General features: G+C 37.9%; 16 protein-coding genes. 12 read left to right on the top strand and 4 right to left on the bottom strand.

What is annotated here, in order from left to right; translation table 11 throughout:
* Genes MTF66_RS12305 through MTF66_RS12290 form a run of 4 tightly spaced genes read left to right on the top strand, consistent with a single transcriptional unit; the run spans position 1 to position 3915 of the window.
* On the top strand, positions 1-915 hold the full coding sequence (locus tag MTF66_RS12305; protein WP_055011794.1) for a DNA polymerase III subunit: 915 nt from the start codon (positions 1-3) through the stop codon (positions 913-915).
* 12 nt (positions 916-927) lie between these two features.
* Positions 928-1254, top strand: a complete 327-nt coding sequence (locus MTF66_RS12300; RefSeq protein WP_010389644.1) for a PilZ domain-containing protein — start codon at positions 928-930, stop codon at positions 1252-1254.
* A gap of 17 nt (positions 1255-1271) precedes the next feature.
* On the top strand, positions 1272-2051 hold the full coding sequence (locus MTF66_RS12295; protein ID WP_024601403.1) for a TatD family hydrolase: 780 nt from the start codon (positions 1272-1274) through the stop codon (positions 2049-2051).
* 4 nt (positions 2052-2055) lie between these two features.
* Positions 2056-3915, top strand: coding sequence for an alkaline phosphatase D family protein (locus MTF66_RS12290; RefSeq protein ID WP_055011795.1), 1860 nt, complete (start codon positions 2056-2058; stop codon positions 3913-3915).
* A gap of 139 nt (positions 3916-4054) precedes the next feature.
* On the opposite strand, the gene MTF66_RS12285 is transcribed toward MTF66_RS12290, so the two are convergent.
* The 4 genes from MTF66_RS12285 to MTF66_RS12270 form a co-directional block, all read right to left on the bottom strand.
* Complete coding sequence (locus MTF66_RS12285) at positions 4055-5371, bottom strand: O-antigen ligase (RefSeq protein ID WP_171043240.1); 1317 nt, start codon at positions 5369-5371, stop codon at positions 4055-4057.
* Between the two features lie 64 nt (positions 5372-5435).
* Positions 5436-5981, bottom strand: coding sequence for a hypothetical protein (locus MTF66_RS12280; protein ID WP_054200714.1), 546 nt, complete (start codon positions 5979-5981; stop codon positions 5436-5438).
* A 21-nt stretch (positions 5982-6002) separates the two neighbouring features.
* Positions 6003-8009: an EAL domain-containing protein gene (locus MTF66_RS12275; RefSeq protein WP_055011797.1), complete on the bottom strand. Its 2007-nt coding sequence runs from the start codon at positions 8007-8009 to the stop codon at positions 6003-6005.
* On the bottom strand, positions 7993-8691 hold the full coding sequence (locus tag MTF66_RS12270) for a transglutaminase-like cysteine peptidase (RefSeq protein WP_010389652.1): 699 nt from the start codon (positions 8689-8691) through the stop codon (positions 7993-7995). Before MTF66_RS12270 ends, MTF66_RS12275 begins: the two co-directional genes overlap by 17 nt.
* A gap of 258 nt (positions 8692-8949) precedes the next feature.
* On the opposite strand from MTF66_RS12270, the gene galU reads away from it, so the two are divergent.
* The 8 genes from galU (at position 8950) to MTF66_RS38505 (ending at position 17223) form a co-directional block, all read left to right on the top strand.
* Positions 8950-9846, top strand: a complete 897-nt coding sequence (galU, locus tag MTF66_RS12265; protein ID WP_055011798.1) for a UTP--glucose-1-phosphate uridylyltransferase GalU — start codon at positions 8950-8952, stop codon at positions 9844-9846.
* Positions 9847-9885: 39 nt separating this feature from the next.
* Positions 9886-11019 (top strand): non-hydrolyzing UDP-N-acetylglucosamine 2-epimerase, encoded by a 1134-nt coding sequence (wecB, locus tag MTF66_RS12260; protein ID WP_055011799.1) that lies wholly within the window; start codon positions 9886-9888, stop codon positions 11017-11019.
* A 33-nt stretch (positions 11020-11052) separates the two neighbouring features.
* Positions 11053-12303: a UDP-N-acetyl-D-mannosamine dehydrogenase gene (wecC, locus tag MTF66_RS12255; protein ID WP_055011800.1), complete on the top strand. Its 1251-nt coding sequence runs from the start codon at positions 11053-11055 to the stop codon at positions 12301-12303.
* A gap of 179 nt (positions 12304-12482) precedes the next feature.
* Positions 12483-12857, top strand: a complete 375-nt coding sequence (locus MTF66_RS12250) for a serine acetyltransferase (protein ID WP_282454086.1) — start codon at positions 12483-12485, stop codon at positions 12855-12857.
* Positions 12847-14004 carry a VpsD family glycosyltransferase gene (locus MTF66_RS12245; protein WP_235575565.1) on the top strand — a complete coding sequence of 386 codons (1158 nt, stop codon included), beginning with the start codon at positions 12847-12849 and terminating at the stop codon, positions 14002-14004. The genes MTF66_RS12250 and MTF66_RS12245 overlap by 11 nt, the downstream gene beginning before the upstream one ends.
* Entirely contained in the window at positions 13964-15409 is a 1446-nt protein-coding gene (locus MTF66_RS12240) for a lipopolysaccharide biosynthesis protein (RefSeq protein ID WP_248527319.1), read from the top strand. The genes MTF66_RS12245 and MTF66_RS12240 overlap by 41 nt, the downstream gene beginning before the upstream one ends.
* Complete coding sequence (locus MTF66_RS12235) at positions 15406-16614, top strand: VpsF family polysaccharide biosynthesis protein (RefSeq protein WP_055011803.1); 1209 nt, start codon at positions 15406-15408, stop codon at positions 16612-16614. The genes MTF66_RS12240 and MTF66_RS12235 overlap by 4 nt, the downstream gene beginning before the upstream one ends.
* 114 nt (positions 16615-16728) lie before the next feature.
* Positions 16729-17223, top strand: coding sequence for a serine O-acetyltransferase (locus MTF66_RS38505; protein WP_055011804.1), 495 nt, complete (start codon positions 16729-16731; stop codon positions 17221-17223).
* Positions 17224-17274: the final 51 nt, after the last annotated feature.

The raw sequence follows: 17274 nt of genomic DNA, 5'->3' as shown, positions 1-17274 counted from the left end.
ATGGCATTGCCGTGGCTTAATGAGGTAGAGCAACGCTTAACTCAAAGCTATAAAGCGCAGCGTTTTCACCATGCGCAGCTGTTGTGTGGGCCCATTGGCGTTGGTAAGTTTGAACTAAGTGAGCAGCTCGCAAACAGTTTGTTATGCCAAAATACGCAAGCACAGTTAAGTAGCCCCACTAGCGTACTAAGCCCTTGTGGGCACTGTAAAAGTTGTTCATTAAACTTAGCGGGTACACACCCAGACAAGCGCATTACCCAAGTAGAAGGGCAAAGCATAGGTGTTGATGATATTCGCGGCATAAGCGATTTTATGCACCAGTCCGCGGCTCAAAATGGCAATAAAGTAGCGATTATTCAAAACTGCGAAAAAATGACCACCGCAGCGGCTAATGCGTTATTAAAAACCCTTGAAGAACCAAGTAATAGCCGGTTTTTAATTTTGACTACCAGCCAAGTGGCGCAGTTACCAGCGACTATTTTAAGCCGTTGTGCTAAAACCGAGGTTAAAGTAACTAATAATCAATTAGCTCAACAATGGCTTAGCTCTCTAGATGTGCCTAATTATCCGTGGTTGTCGTTATTTTATAGCCAACCACTACAAGTAAAGCAGTGGCAACAGCAAAATCAGCTAGAAAATATTGATACGCTTTATAAATTTGCAACTGAGTTTAAACAAAGCCATAATTTCAATGCGTTAGTCGATATAATAAATAAACAGCCTGAGCTTGTTCGTATTTTCACTTTATTTTTGAGTGAGCAGCTTAAACAACAGCTTTTAAATGGTATGAGTTTTGACTCTTACCAAGTAGCTCAGCAAGCGCTGAATGATTTTTTACAGAATAATATACAAATACTTGGGCTAAATTTACCGCTTGCGGTATCACGACTAGCGTACATATTACGTAACCAATAAAAAGGACTAGATATGCAAGAGCTATTAGTAGATATAGACGACCTTGACGAACTATATCGCTGTTACATGCCTTTTTTAAAAAAAGGTGGCTTATTTGTACGCACTAATATGCGTTATGAACCAGGATATTCACTTGCCTTACGCGTTACCTTGCCAGATGCGCTAGAAGATGACGTGGTTACCGGAAAGGTTACGTGGGTCACTCCACAAGGCGCTCAGAGCTCAAATCCACCGGGGATCGGCATTAGCTTTCTAGATGACAAAACCAATCTAAACGCGAAGATCGAAAAACTGCTGGGGACTATGTTAAACTCCGGCAATCCAACTTATACCATGTAGTAAAAACAGGCCTTATTTTGATTGTAGATTCTCATTGCCATTTAGACCGTCTTGATTTTGATAAACTCGATTTAAACCTAGACCAAGTACTTGATAACGCTCGCGCTAAAAAAGTAGAACATTTTTTATGTGTCAGCGTCACACTTGATCAGTTTCCCAATATGCTAGAGCAAATAAAACATTACAACGACGTGTCTGCGTCATGTGGCGTGCACCCGCTTGATCAAAAAGACGCACTCAACAAACAGCAATTAATTGATTTAGCCTCACACGACAAAGTAGTGGCGATTGGCGAAACTGGGCTCGATTATTACTACGCAAAAGACACGCATGCAGTGCAACAAGCGAGTTTTGTTGGCCATATTGAGGTAGCTAATGAATTACAAAAGCCACTTATTATTCATACCCGTGATGCCCGTGCCGATACCATTAATTTAATGCGTGAGCACAAAGCAGAAAATTGCGGTGGAGTATTGCACTGTTTCACTGAAGATTGGGATATGGCCAAAAAAGCCATTGATATGGGCTTTTATATTTCTATTTCAGGCATTGTGACTTTTAAAAATGCGGTAGAGCTTAAAGAAGTAGTAAAACAAATTCCACTCGATCGACTGCTTATTGAAACCGACTCGCCTTACTTAGCGCCAGTACCATATCGTGGTAAAACTAATCAGCCAGCGTATGTTGAAGACGTTGCATATTACATTAGTGAGCTCAAAGGCATTAGCTTTAACGAGTTGGCAAAAGCCACCACTGATAACTTTTACTCTTTATTTAAATTAGCAGCTAAAGGCTAACCTCATGACGACTCTCTCGGTGCAACACCCACTGTTACTTATGGGGCCCATGGTGCGCCGAGCAGAAAAAACCGCAGTGTGTATTCAGTTTGCTACTTCAAAGCCAGTAAATTGCCGTGTAGAGCTAATTAGCCACGAATGTTATAGCGAGCAAGACACCATAAGGTTAGGGGAGCATTTATTTTTACAGTATGTGGTAATTAAACCTATAAACAGCCAGCTCCCGCGCGATACCTTATTATCATACCAACTATTTTTTGATGACAGCCCTGTTGATTTATCTTCGTTTAGCTTTAACAATCAGCCATTACCTGAATTTGTGATCCCCAAAAAACTGACACAAATATTACATGGCTCTTGTCGCAATGCGCATCATCCTGCAAAAGACAGCTTAGTAAGTTCAAGCCATTGGCAAGCCGTTCAGCGAAGTAATGAACAGCAGGGGGCACAATTATTATTGCTTTCGGGCGATCAGGTATACGCCGACGATGTAGCAGGGCCTATGTTATTAGCAATACATCAGCTGATTAAACACTTAGGTATTTATAAAGAACAGCCACTTAATTTAGATTTACCCGCTGACATTGCAGAACAGTTGTATGGTCGCCATTACTTGCTGCCAACTACCTCATGGAAAAACCGCTCAAAACTAGGTATTGGCTATTGGTTAAAAAAGGACGAACCGCATTTTTCCAGTGTTAAAGCTTATAACCACCTAATTCATTTTGAAGAGTTTGTAGCGCTGTATTTACTCAATTTTAGTAGCCAAGCATGGCAATACATTGATCTAAATAACTTAAGTTACTCAGGTGGTAACGAAAAAAATCAAACGCTATTTAATGCAGAAAAAGCCGCATTAATTGACTATGCACAAGGTTTAGCAGAGGTAGAGCGATTGTTTGCCAATGTATCTACCTTAATGATGTTTGATGACCATGATGTAACCGATGATTGGAATCTAACCGCAGGCTGGGAGCAAGCTATTAATCAAAACCCCAGTAGCAAGCGTATTGTAAATAATGGCTTAGCGAGCTATTGGTTGTTTCAGGGTATGGGCAACGACGCACTACAAAAAACCGGATCGTTACTGAGCCCTTTTAACGACTGCTTAGCTGGCGACAAGCAATGGCAATTTAAAGCGTTTGATAAACACCTTAACGACTTTAGCCATTGGCATTATGAGTTAATGACCATTCCTAAAGTGGTGGTGCTCGATACCCGTACGCATCGTTGGCGTAACGAGCAAAACTTTAACGAACCTTCAGGTTTACTTGATTGGGAACGCCTCACAGAGCTTGAAGAAAGCCTATTAAGCCATGACCAAGTAATTATTGTATCGCCTGCTCCCGTGTTTGGGGTTAAATCGATAGAGGCAATTCAAGCGGTGTTTAATATGTGTGGGCAACCACTTATGGTTGATGTAGAAAACTGGATGGCGCACGAAGGCTCAGCCAAAAAGTTACTTAACACCTTTAGGCGTACCGACACCCCAAACGAAACGCTGATTTTATCCGGCGATGTACATTATTCATTTTGTTTTTCGGTGCAAAAACGTTTTGGTGATCACCCCAACAGAATTTGGCAACTGACTGCAAGTGGCATTAAAAATGAGTTTCCGCGAAAGCTAATAAATGTACTCGACAAGCTCGACTCTATTTTATACGGCCCCAAAAGCCCACTAAACTTTTTTACCAAACGCTGGCATATGGAAGTAGACAAACACCAAACTAAAGGCAAAGGGCAAAAGTATCTAGTAAGCGATTCAGCGATTAGTTTAGTCACGCTTGAAGCGGGTAATTTAGCAAGGTACCAGTTAATCCACGGCGACGGCCATACCACCGAATTTGATTTAGAAGAGCAGTGATTTAAATACAGGAATTAGGTTTTAGGTTGATATTATTGCCGACTTGTAGCTGCGACTTCATGTCGCGTTATTTTTTAATGTCGCGAGCGACGGGCGACGGGCGACGAGCTTAGGCCCGTAACCCGACCCCCGCAGCCCGTTAACTTCGTCGTTTTTTAATCCGTTTTGGTGCCGGTAACTTGTTGGTCAATATAGCCAAACATAACACCACTATAAACAGCATTGAGTTTGCGCCGGCTTGTAAAGAGTAATCAACTGACGAATGTAGCATCATGGCTACAATAGCTGTAGCGCAACCAAACGCCACCCCCTGATAAAGCGCTGTTTTACGCGTTCGCATAGTATTAATACACAACCACAAACTATAAAGCACCAGCAGTCCTAATAACGCTGTGGCAGGAATGCCTAGCTCAACTGCAAATTGCACATAATCGTTATGCGCATTGTCGTAATAACCAGAGTAGGGCTCAGATTGATACGCAGGAAACGCAGTATAAAAAGTACCGCCACCAGAGCCTAATAGCGGGTTATCTAAAATCAGCGGAATTGAGTCACGTACAACTTCATCACGTGTTTCCGATTGCAAACTAGTCTCGCTAATACGTTGTTTTACTTTTTCTACATCGAAAATGGCACCAATAATGATTAGGTCGATAATAAAAAAGCTCACAATCAGCAATTTAAATGCTTTAGGCTTTTGCTTATAAATAAATAGCGCCAGTAAGCTTACTATTATTAAAGCGATAAAAAAGGCCGAGTTACCCATACGGCTGCGAGTTAAAATAAGCGCCACAATAATAATAATTAACGAAATTCGTAAAATTATTTTAGAACTCAATAATATTTCGGCCCAAGCGCGTAGTGTTTGTTTTACAGTGGGCTGATAACCACTGTTAGAGCGTTTTAGTTCACTGATTAAAACACCAATGCCTAAACATAAACATAAAGCTAAGTAATTAGCTAAAAAGTTAGAATAGGTAAAAGTACCAATTGCACGATCTGTATGTTTGTAACCAAATAAAGGACTTACTATATCGGGCGATAAGTTTAAATAACTAGCATACAAAGCTTGAAATACCCCTGCACAAATTACAGCATAAATTAATTTTTTAATTCGCTCGACACTATTGCAGTAGTTAAATACGAGCCAGCTCAACATGAGTAAAAAGCTGGTTTTTAATAACATTTGTTTGGTTTGAAATGCATCAACGCTTACGCTAAATAGTTGTATACCACAAACTAAAACAACTGCACTTAGAGTAAAAAATAGTGGCCAAGAATAGCGGGGTGGAAACAGCGCTTGGTTGTTATTTAACACACTGTGGGTAAGGTGAGTAATAAAGGTAAAGCTAGTTAAAATGCCAATAGCTAAAATTGCCCAAGGTCGGTAGCTACCTAAAGGAAGAGGGAGTAAAAATAGGATCAAACAAATAAAAAAGAATATAAAACGATTCAAAATAAACTCAAACAAAGTAAAAACGCAGCCAGTAGGCTGCGTTTAAATATACTAAAAGTAGAAACTAGTTACCGACTTCAGATATACCGTTATCACCGCCTGTACCACCAGAACCTGGAGGTGTAGGTAATGTTGGTAAGCTTACTACTGGTGGAGCTGGCTGACCAGTACCCGGACCTGCAGCAGTTGCTTCAGAAGCGGTCGTAGCATCAACACCCGCAGTAATTGCTGCCAGTGTAATTGCATCAGAGTCTAAGCCTGCAGCTGTAAGTGCAGCTAAAAAGTCAGAAATTAAAGGGTTATCTGCACCAAAGTTAGCAACAACAGCGGCAACCATTGCATCAATATCTGCAGCGCCACATGCGCCATTAAGCAGCTTTTCGTCTAACTTAACTTCTTCTTTGTTTTTACAAATGCGTTTGATAGCTTCTACTAAATCTTCGCGTAATTGTTCAGGTGAAGTATCTGCTGTTACATTATTAAGAATATCAATTATGCTATTTATGCCCACTTCTTGAACCACTGCAGCATTATCCGTTTGTGCATAGGTTGGAAGAGCAGTAAGTGCTGTTGCGCTAGCGACTAAGCCAGCTAAAAGTAATTTTTTCATTTCTCGTCCCTTGGTTGAGTACTAATTGCAAAATTTTAGCGCATCGGTGCAAAAAGTAAACTCTTTATTTACGCCATTTTCATTAGATTTGATAATTTTTGATGGTGGCAGTATTAAATTACCTTGTACACCATCACATCCTAGGTCTTCAAGTATTTCTAAAGTCTCGTTTTTTTCAATTAAACAGGCTAAAACTTTAATCCCAAAACCATGACAAATATTGTTAACTGTTTGAATATAAAATTGGCTTTGTGGGTTAGTTACTAAGTCTTGAATGTAGCTACCATCTATTTTTACATATTCAATATCAAGACCTTGTAAATATCTAAACGATGTTAAGCTGGTACCAAAGTGCTCAATACATACATTAATACCCAACTCTTTAATTGCATCTATATGTAACGATGCAACATGCACATTATACAATAAGCTTATTTCATGCAGTTCAAACAGTAAGTTAGTTTTTATAACCGGCTTAGTATGCGAGTAAAGAGTAAGCCATTCTATAAAGTCAGTTGAATATAAAGATGCCTTACTAAGATTTAGTGCAAATACTTCATTTGGGTATTGCTCTTTAATATCAACAAAATTGCGTATAATTTTTTTATCGAGTTCTTCGGTTAAATTTAACTTTTCGGCCATGGCAAATAAGTGGCCGTTATTTACTTTTTCGCCATCATGGATAAAGTGAGAAAACACTTCAAAGTAACATTGAGAATTAACTTTATTAGCTTGTTTTACGGGCTGTACCGAAAAGCTCACTTCACCAGCATTGATAATCGACTTAATCAGCTTACGCCATTGGTTGACGCTAAATAGTGACTCTTTATCGTTATTATCAATTGTAGTGTCTTCGCCTATGGTACAACCGGTGTCAAGCAACGACAGTACTTCACCAACACTTACACCTTGTTCAACTGCAACTATAGCTAAATTTGCATAGCCATTTATGTGTAGGCTGTTTTCTTTTTTACTTAATGTATCACTTAACTCCAAACGAGCTTTATTTAAAAATAAAACGTCATAAGGGGCAAGTAACACAAACGTGCCGCCATTCAATCTAAATACCGTTGAATTTGGTAATTCTTCTGTGACATGTTTCAGTATTTTAGCTGCATCTAATACATGCTGGTCACCATCTTGGTAACTTACTATTTGGTTTATATTATTTAATGAGGGCAGGGTAAGCATCAACGCAGTAATTGGCGCATCGTCTGAAATGTTATTTACAACAGAATTAAAGTGGTTTTCAAACGACTTACGGTTACCTAGCCCCGTTAACGAATCTATATATACTTCTTCGGTCAGTGCTTGAGTTTGCTTGGTCAATGAATCAAACGTACTTTGTAAGTTTATAACCATGTTATTGATGGCTTGTGTAACAGTACGAAGCTCCCTTGCTACCGGTATTTCTTTATTTAAGGTAAAGCGTTTGCGGGTTACTAAAGTGGCTTGATCTTCTACTGCTTTTAATGGCTTAAATACCGCACGTAATATTAAAAATGCTATAGCGAGTGATGCAGCCAATAGTAAAAACGAGCTATATAAGCTGCGAAGAGTGTGTTGCCACAAGGTTAAATACGATTGCCCAGTATGGCTAGTTACATCGAGTGTACCTGCCATCATCCAGCCATTATTTATTTCAGAATGCATAGTTGGCGCACTTAGTTCAACAGCACTAATAAACCAACTAGGAACTGATTCAACGCGTTTTGGATTTTGTAATTCAAAAACGATGTTGTTTTGCACGTCAGTAAATTTAATTTGGCTATAATAACCAGAGTCAAAAATAGCGGTTGCCATCGTCTCGGCAATCATTAGGCTGTCGTCTTCTAAATAAGGAGATATAGAAAGCCCTAAACTAGTAGCGGTGTCTTGCGCATGACTGGCCATTTGCGTTTGTAAGTAATTACGGGTTGTATCCACGTCGGTAATAACGCGTACACAAAATGAAATAATCGAAATTAAAATGATCAAGCCATAAACTTGGGTCTTTAAACTCAATCCATATTTAAAGATTCGAGACATAACTACTAGTTCCTTTGTTGTTACCATTAGCGGGCGCAAGCTCACCTTGTTCAATTCGTTCTAGCATAGTGTTCCAAGCAGAAACCCCACGGCTATTCTTAACCTTATTACCTAACCCTTTCGATTTGGCTAACCACAAGCCTTGGCCGTTAAAACTATATATAGGCTTTAAATCGCCACGATTACTAGCAGGCACTAGTTTAGTATTAAAGTTGTCGAGCACCAACGGTATTTGGTCAGGTTGTTCAAAGTATATTAATACCATGTGCGGTTGATTAACGGTACGTTGGCGTACATACATAAAGCGTATTTTTTCTTCTGGGATACCCAAAGCGATTAAAGTAAAGTATTTAGCAATAACATAATCTTCGCAGTCACCCATGCCTACACCTAAGCTTTCTAGCGGGGTGGCCCAGTAGTCTTTTTTTTGCCAAAGATCGTCATCGGTTTTGTACTTTATATGCTTATTAAAAAAGTCATTAACTAAATGAATTTTTTGCCATTCGCTTTTATTGGCAGAGTCATCTATAAAACTCAGCCACGTTTTTATTCGTTGGTGGCCTGCATCGCCGTAAAACTGTTTGGCACGGGTAATTATATCGCTATTACGCAAATGTAAAAGCATGTCTTGTGCACAAGCAAAAAAAGACACTAATATAATTATGCAAATTCCTACGCGCACAAATCCCATCCCTTAAAAGTTAACAGCACTATTATATTCCCATTGAAAGTAAATTGATAGATTACAAAAAAGGCAAAAATAATTAGTTAACAAAAAATTAACCTAAAACAATCAAAAAGGCTGCTTTTTATATTGAGCGATTATATGTGTTGTGTATAATAGCCGCCCATATGGTTAGTAGTGCTTAAAACTCGCTATTCGCAGCGACATTTATAAACAGCTACGTTATAACCAAAAGTAACTATAAAAGGAATTGAAGTGAAAGTATTAAAAGCAGTCTTGCCTGTTGCAGGCTTGGGTACCCGTATGTTACCAGCTACCAAAGCAACACCAAAGGAAATGCTTCCGCTAGTCGATAAGCCCCTCATTCAATATGTTGTAAACGAAGCCGTAAAAGCCGGTATTAAAGAAATTGTGCTGGTTACCCATGCCTCTAAAAACGCTATAGAAAATCATTTTGATACTAGCTTTGAACTAGAGGCCACTCTAGAGGCCCGCGTAAAACGCAGCTTGCTAGAAGAAGTTCGTTCAATAATCCCAAGAGATGTAAGCATTATATCGGTTCGTCAATCGGCGCCGTTAGGGTTAGGCCATGCAATACTTGAAACCCGGCCTATCATTGGCAATAACCCTTTTGCTATTTTATTGCCCGATGTAATTATCGATCAATATAAGTCGAACCTAAAGGTTGATAATCTTGCGCAAATGATCGACCGATTTGAGCGCACCCAGCATAACCAAATCATGGTTGAGCCCGTCCCACATGAAGAAGTACACAACTATGGTGTGGTTGATTTAGCAGGTAAAAAAATCCAGCCTGGTGAAAATGCAGCCATTACCAACATGGTTGAAAAACCAAATAATGACGAAGCGCCAAGCAATTTAGCAATAACAGGGCGTTATGTTGTATCGCCTGCTATTTGGGACTTGCTCGAATATACCCCTCCCGGTGCTGGCGGCGAAATACAATTAACAGATGCATTACTACAGTTACGTCATCTTGAAACAATTGAAGCGTACCATTTAAAAGGTAAGTCGCATGACTGCGGCTCAAAACTAGGCTACATGCTCGCAAACGTAGAGTATGCAATGCAATCAAGCCTACTGGGTGAAGAATTTACCAAGCGCGTTAAGCAATTAATGGCAAATGCATAAAGTTTTGCAAAATCGGTTAGTAAAAAATTAAGGGAAATCATGGCTATTAAAGTATTAAGTATTTTTGGTACGCGACCTGAAGCAATAAAAATGGCGCCGCTAGTGAAAGGGCTAAATGAAGCAGAAGGTATTGATGCAAAAGTATGTGTTACTGCCCAGCATCGTGAAATGCTTGACCAAGTTTTAGACCTTTTTGAAATTGTACCAGAGTACGATTTGAACATTATGAAACCGGGTCAAAGCTTATATGATGTAACAACAAATATTTTGTTAGGTCTAAAGCCTATTCTTGAAGAGTTTAAACCAGATTTAGTGCTTGTTCATGGCGATACCAGCACTACTTTATCTGCAAGTTTAGCGGCGTTTTATCAGCAAATTCCAGTGGGGCACGTAGAAGCAGGTTTACGCACAGGCAACTTAAGTTCACCATGGCCAGAAGAGGGTAACCGCAAGCTTACTGGTGCTATTACAAAGCTGCATTTTGCACCAACGCAAACATCGCAGCAAAACTTACTCAATGAAGCGGTAAGTGCTGACGATATCGTAATTACTGGTAACACCGTTATTGACGCATTATTACAAGTGGTTGATAAAGTAAAAACCGACAGCGCTTTAATTTCAACTCTAAAAGCTAAATTTCCAGAACTCGATGAAACTAAAAAGCTTATTTTAGTTACAGGGCACCGCCGTGAGAGCTTTGGTGGCGGTTTTGAGCGAATTTGTGAGGCATTGGTAGAAATTGCAACTGCGCACCCAGATACACAAATTTTATACCCAATGCATTTAAATCCTAATGTACGCGAACCAGTAAATCGCATATTAAAAAATGTTGATAATGTGCATTTAATCGAGCCGCAAGACTACCTACCATTTGTGTACTTAATGAATCAAGCTCACATAATCGTAACCGACTCAGGTGGTGTTCAAGAAGAAGCGCCAAGCCTAGGTAAACCAGTACTTGTTATGCGTGACACCACAGAACGCCCAGAAGCGGTAGAAGCAGGTACAGTTAAACTAGTAGGCACAGATAAAGCTCGCATAGTGAATGAAGTTAATAACTTACTCACTAACGCTGAAGAATATCAGTCAATGAGCCGTGCACATAACCCTTATGGTGATGGTAAAGCGTGTGAACGTATTGTGGCTAAAATTAAGCAACATTTTAAAGATTAAAATAAAGTTTAAAACTTTTTCAAGGATTTAGTAATGACAATTAAAACAGTTTCAGTTGTTGGTTTAGGCTACATAGGTTTACCAACTGCGGCGGTTATTGCATCGCGCGGTATGAAAGTAATTGGTTTAGACGTAAGCGAAAAAGCAGTTAATACCATTAATGCCGGTGAAATACACATAGTAGAGCCTGATCTCGACATAATAGTTCGTGGCGTAGTATCTACTGGTAACTTAAGAGCGACTACAACGCCAGAAAAAGCCGATGCGTTTATGGTAGCTGTACCTACACCATTTATTCACAGCGAAAGTGGTAACCACAGTGCAGACTTAAGCTATATTGAATCGGCTGCAAAAATGATTGCCCCAGTGCTTGAAAAAGGTAACTTAGTTATTTTAGAAAGCACCTCACCTGTAGGTGCAACGGAGCAACTAGCCGCTTGGTTAAGTGAAGCGCGCCCTGATTTAACGTTCCCACAAGATAAAGGTGATGCCGCCGACATCAATGTTGCTCATTGCCCTGAACGTGTATTACCTGGCTATGTATTACAAGAGTTAGTGTCAAACGACCGTGTAATAGGTGGTATGAGCAAAGCATGTAGCGAAAAAGCCGTTAAGTTATACGAAACTTTCGTGCGCGGCGAGTGTATTATTACCAATGCTCGTACTGCTGAAATGGCTAAGTTAACCGAAAACTCATTTCGCGATGTAAACATTGCCTTTGCCAATGAATTGTCAATCATTTGTGACAAATTAAAAATTAATGTGTGGGAACTTATTAAGCTTGCTAATCGTCACCCGCGTGTAAATATTTTAAACCCAGGCCCAGGTGTTGGCGGCCACTGTATTGCGGTTGATCCTTGGTTTATTGTTGCAAGTTGCCCAGACGAAGCAAAAATAATTAAACAAGCACGCTTAACTAACGACGCAAAACCATTTTACGTAATTGAAAAAGTAGCAAAAGCTGCTGATGAATTTAAACGTCCAGTTATTGCGTGTTTAGGCCTTTCATTTAAAGCCGATATTGACGATCTTCGTGAGAGCCCGGCATTAAATATTGTTGAAGAATTAGCAGCAAAAAATATTGGTGAAATACTTGCTGTAGAGCCAAATATTTCAGAGCTACCGGCCAACCTAGCAGATAAAAATGTCAGCTTAGTGTCGTTAGAAAGCGCACTAGAGCAAGCAAATGTCGTTGTAGTATTAGTTGATCATAAACAATTTAAAGCTGCAGATAAAACAGAGTTTGCATCAAAAGTTGTTATTGATACTCGCGGTATTTTGTAAGGCTAACATTTATGACTCCTTTTGAGCTTATAAAATGTGATTTGTATCGGAGTACCGCAAGGTACTCCCATAAATTATTAATAAAAAACTTAATCAATAATAACCGTTCTTTTAAGTACACTTTTTGGTGGAGGCTAACTCAGTCTAATAACCTATTGATTAGGACATTAGCAAGGCTTATGCATTTAACCTTATCTATTAGGTATCAAATACAAATACCTAAAGAAGCAAAAATTGGTCCTGGGCTCAATTTAGGTCATGCTACTGGAATAGTTTTAAGTCCAACAGTTGAAATTGGAGCTAACTGCAATATTAGTCAATTTGTAAATATTGGAAGTAACCATGGGAAAGCTGCCTCTATTGCAGATAACGTGTATATAGGTCCTATGGTTTGCATAGTCGAAAATGTTGTCATAGGAAATAACGTCACTATTGGTGCTGGCTCTGTGGTTATTAAGGATATACCTGAAAATTCAACGGCTGTTGGTAACCCTTCTCAAGTAGTCAACCAAAATTATCCTGGCCGATACATTATGAATAAACATGATGAATAAAAAACATGTAGTCCTATTAATGCCACTTTCTACTTATGAGTGGGGTAGTATCAACTATGGCGGAGTGGATAGTGTATGCCAAATGTTTGCAGAATATTTGGTTAACCATGATGACGCTAACTTTAGGTTTACTATTATCGGGCTCGACCCGCAGAGTAAAACCCCTTTCACTGGTGATGTTATTCGTCTATCAGATAATGTTGATTTTGTTTGGCTGCCTGCATCAAGTAAGCAAATAGGCTTTAAAATCCCCGGCATTATTTGGCAAAATTGGCATGTTCGTAAGTTATTAAAAACTTTGAACCCTGATTTAGTGCACACCCACCTTTGGAGCTTTTTGATAGGAAGTGGTTTTAGAGGGAAATCGGTTGTTACAGTTCATAGCTATAAAAAAATAGCTCGGCGTAATGTGGGGTTGGTTAATAACTTTTTATATGAAAAAGCAATACCACGGTTAATAAAGAAACGAAATGATAATGTTGTTGTTGTTGGCAAACAGCTACAAAGTGCAATTGCTGCAGATGGGTTTAAATCTTTAGTAGTTCATAACCCAATAGATCAAGAATACTTTGAAGCTAATTACGTCAAACATCAACGAAAAGAAATAAAGCTTGTTACGTGTGCGTTGCTAACACCAAGAAAGAAGGTGGAAGATTCAATTTCTTTACTAGCTAAATTAATTAATGACGGCATTGATTCCTCATTAGCTATCATTGGGCCACATGCTGATAAAGGCTATACAGAGCAACTGATAAAACAGGTAGCTTCGTTAGAATTAGAAAACAAAGTAAAATTTATGGGTAAGTTAAATAAAACCCAAATTGTACAACAATATCTTAATGCTGATGTAGGTATTTTTACTTCTAGTGAAGAGACCTTTGGCTTAGTACCTCTAGAAATGTTAGCAGTTGGATTGCCTCTAATAACAACTGAGGTTGGAATACTTGAAGATGAGAAAACTTTTTTTGATAAAATGGGTGTTTTATACCTATCTGATACGATAACCCCTAACCGTATCAAAAATTTAATTGCCAATCATAATGTTAATGAGTCTAAAAGTGAACTTGAAGTAAAATTTAATATTGCATCTGTTTTCACGCAATATATTGATTTATATAAAAAGTGTAGTGAAAAAAATAATGATTAGCTCGTTACTTAAATATGCTCCAGTGCAAATTTTTGCTGCAATTAGTGTTTTTGCATTAATTAGTATTCATACCAAGTTATTAACTACAACCGAATACGGAATGTTGGCATTAATGCTATTAACGGTTGAAGTTGTAAGGGCGGTAGCTGCCCAGTGGATAAACTCTAGCATGCTGCGTTTACTTCCTAGTAAAAAAACAGAGGAACATAATAATTTTGCAGCGATTGCCAGCTCAATTATTTTTTGCTGCACATTGCCAGCTTTAGCATTAGTTAGCTTGGGGTTATATTTAACAGGTTTATTAACCTTATCTACGTTTTTAGCTACCTTTTTAGTTTTTTTAACTAAAGCCCTCTATCAGTTCTATCTTGAATTAGCCCGTATAATGGAGCGTTTAAACCAATATAGAGTTGCCGTACTTACTCAATCTATTATGGCTATAGTAATTACAGGCAGCTTGCTAGCTTATTCTCCTAATATCCTTTCTGCGTTATCAGCCCTTGCTTTGAGCTACATAGCTGCAGGTTTAGTTGTTTTTAAACCGCTTAAAATCAGTATTAATAAACTTAAAACTGCAGACGCTCAGGCTATTTTCTCTTATGGCTTACCGCTTATGGCCAGTGGCTTAGTTGCAGCAATATCAAGCCGGTTAGACCGCTACTTCATTGCCGACTCATTAGATTTAGCACAAACAGGTATTTATGCTGCTATATCAAATATTTTATTAGGAATTGGCGCACTTATTTTTATGGTAGTAGCCTTACCAAGTTATCCTGAATTAACAAAAAAAATAAACGATAAAGCCGCTTTGTACAAAGCCCATGGTGAATATTTAACTTTATTATGTTTAATTGCAATGCCCGCTTTAGTTGGGTTTTGTATTTTAGCCGAGCCTATAACGCACCTATTGCTTAGTGAAGAATATTTATCACAAGGTTCTACTATTATTTATATTTTATGTTCGGGGGTGTTTGTTTTAAATTTGAAGGGACATTATATAGACCATGGTTTACAGTTCTCTTTAAACACTAAATACCTGCCAAAAATTAGTGTTTTTTCATTAATTTTAAACCTGTCATTATTAGTTACTTTGATTCCTCCTTTTGGTTTGATAGGTGCAGCGAGTGCTTTTTTAATTGCTAATATTATCGCATTGGTTATGAGTCTATGGTTATCACTAAGAAAAGGGTATAAATACACTGTACCGTTGCAGGTATATAAAATTCTACTTTCAACTGTGTGTATGGCCATATTCCTACCAGAATTACGTGTTCATCATTTTGTGATAATTAATATGCCCATAGTAAATATTATTATTGATATCGTTATTGGTGTGAGCATTTTCTCATGTGTGCTTGCCTTACTGAATTATAAAAAATGTAAAGCATGGGTAATAAATAAATGAAAAGTGAAAGTATTTATAAAGTAATGATGTTCACTTTTTTGACAGCTTTTATTTTTGGCGGCTATTTGCTAGAAAACATAGGTATAAAGTACGTATCAGAAGGCGGAAATCCGTTAGTTAAAATACATATTTCAACGTATATATTAATGCTAACCTTTGCTATCTTTACGCTCAGAAAAGGAATTCAAACACCTATAATTAATCTTAAAGAGCTAAGTTCAGCATGGCTAATTAGCTTACTGAGTATAATTCTTGTGATATTTTATGGTTTATATACCTCGGGTATGTCAGGTATAGCTTATTTGGTCAATACCATGATCTCACCACTTTTAGCTGTTTATTTATTATGTCAGTTAAGCACACATCATAAAGGTAAACTATTAAGCTTACTTGCTTATCTTTTATTTTTTAATGCCATGATTGCTATACTGGAATTTACGATAGGCAAAACAATGGTTAGTGTTGAGTTTGCAAGCTTTAGCTTTTTTCGGTCAACTGCACTCTTGGGTTTCCCTCTCAATAATGCATTAATCACAGCTGCGTTAGCCCCTATACTAATGAGTTATACTCGAATTCCTTATTTAATCTATTTTACCGTTGTAACTTTAGCTTTATTTGCTTTTGGAGGGCGAGCTGCCACTGCTATATTCATTTTCGGAATGTTGTTTTTAATTATGCCAAAAATACCTAGATTTATAAAATCAGGGTTTCATACATCAAAAATGCGTTTTGCGATAATCCAAGCGCTCGCTTTTTTTGCGTTCATTTTTACAACATTAATAATTACTTTAACTCCAATTGGTGCTCGAATCCTCAGTAAGTTGCATATTGATAAGAGTGCTGAAGCACGTTTTAACGTATATGTTTTGTTAGATGAATTAACCCCTATTGAATGGGTATTTGGAGCATCGTCTGCATTTAAGCAAAATATTGATTTCTACATTGGAATAAATGTGATTGAAAATTATATCATTGGTTGGGTTGTTAATTTTGGACTTATTGGCACGTTTTTACTTGTTTTCACTTGCTATAGCATACCATCAAAATTGATGACAAGAAGTAATATAAAATTAAATGTTGCCTTAATTGTATTTATTTTAGTATCAGTGACCAACAATGCATTAACGACTAAAACGCCAGCTTTGTTATTTTTATTTAGCGTAATGTACCTTTCCAGAGCAATAGAAAGTAAGACCAAAATATAGCTCAGTATAAAATACAGGATGTCATTGTTAGCTAAAGTGGAAATATAAAGATAAGAGATATTTAAAGCAAAATTTTTTAGAAATTTATACAATTTAAAATGATGAGGTTAAATAATGCCCAATGCAATACTGTTATATAGAGTCTCCAGGTGGCTTTATTTAAGAAAAGTCCCTTTATTACCAAAGCTTATACAGTTAATGATTTTCCTGTTTTATAATTCTAAATTACCTGCTAGTGCGGATATCGGGAAAGGTTCTTTTCTTGTGGTTAAAGGTATTGGGGTAGTAATTATTGATAACGCCAGAATAGGAGAGCGTTGCAGGATTGGTATTGGTTGCAAAGTCGTTGGTAAGGGACCTTATAAGCGTGTTCCTAGTATTGGAGATGATGTTTTTCTTGGTCCAGGCTCTGTAATCGTAGGACCAGTAATAATTGGTAACAAAGTAATAGTCGCTCCAAATTCTGTAGTTACAAAAAGTGTACCTAATGGATGCATAGTTGGTGGAGTTCCTGCAAAAATTATCGGGAATATAGACGAATTGAATTATGACATATTAAAAAACGAGAGTTATTTAGATGATGTAGCTCCATATATGGTAAAAAAATAAAACAAGACTTTGTCAAGTAGACAGTCATGTTTAATCTTATGTAATTTAATT

The sequence above is a fragment of the Pseudoalteromonas sp. 2CM39R genome (assembly GCF_023161845.1).
Note: the sequence above shows the minus strand (reverse complement) of the source record. Positions and strands in the feature narration are given on the sequence as shown.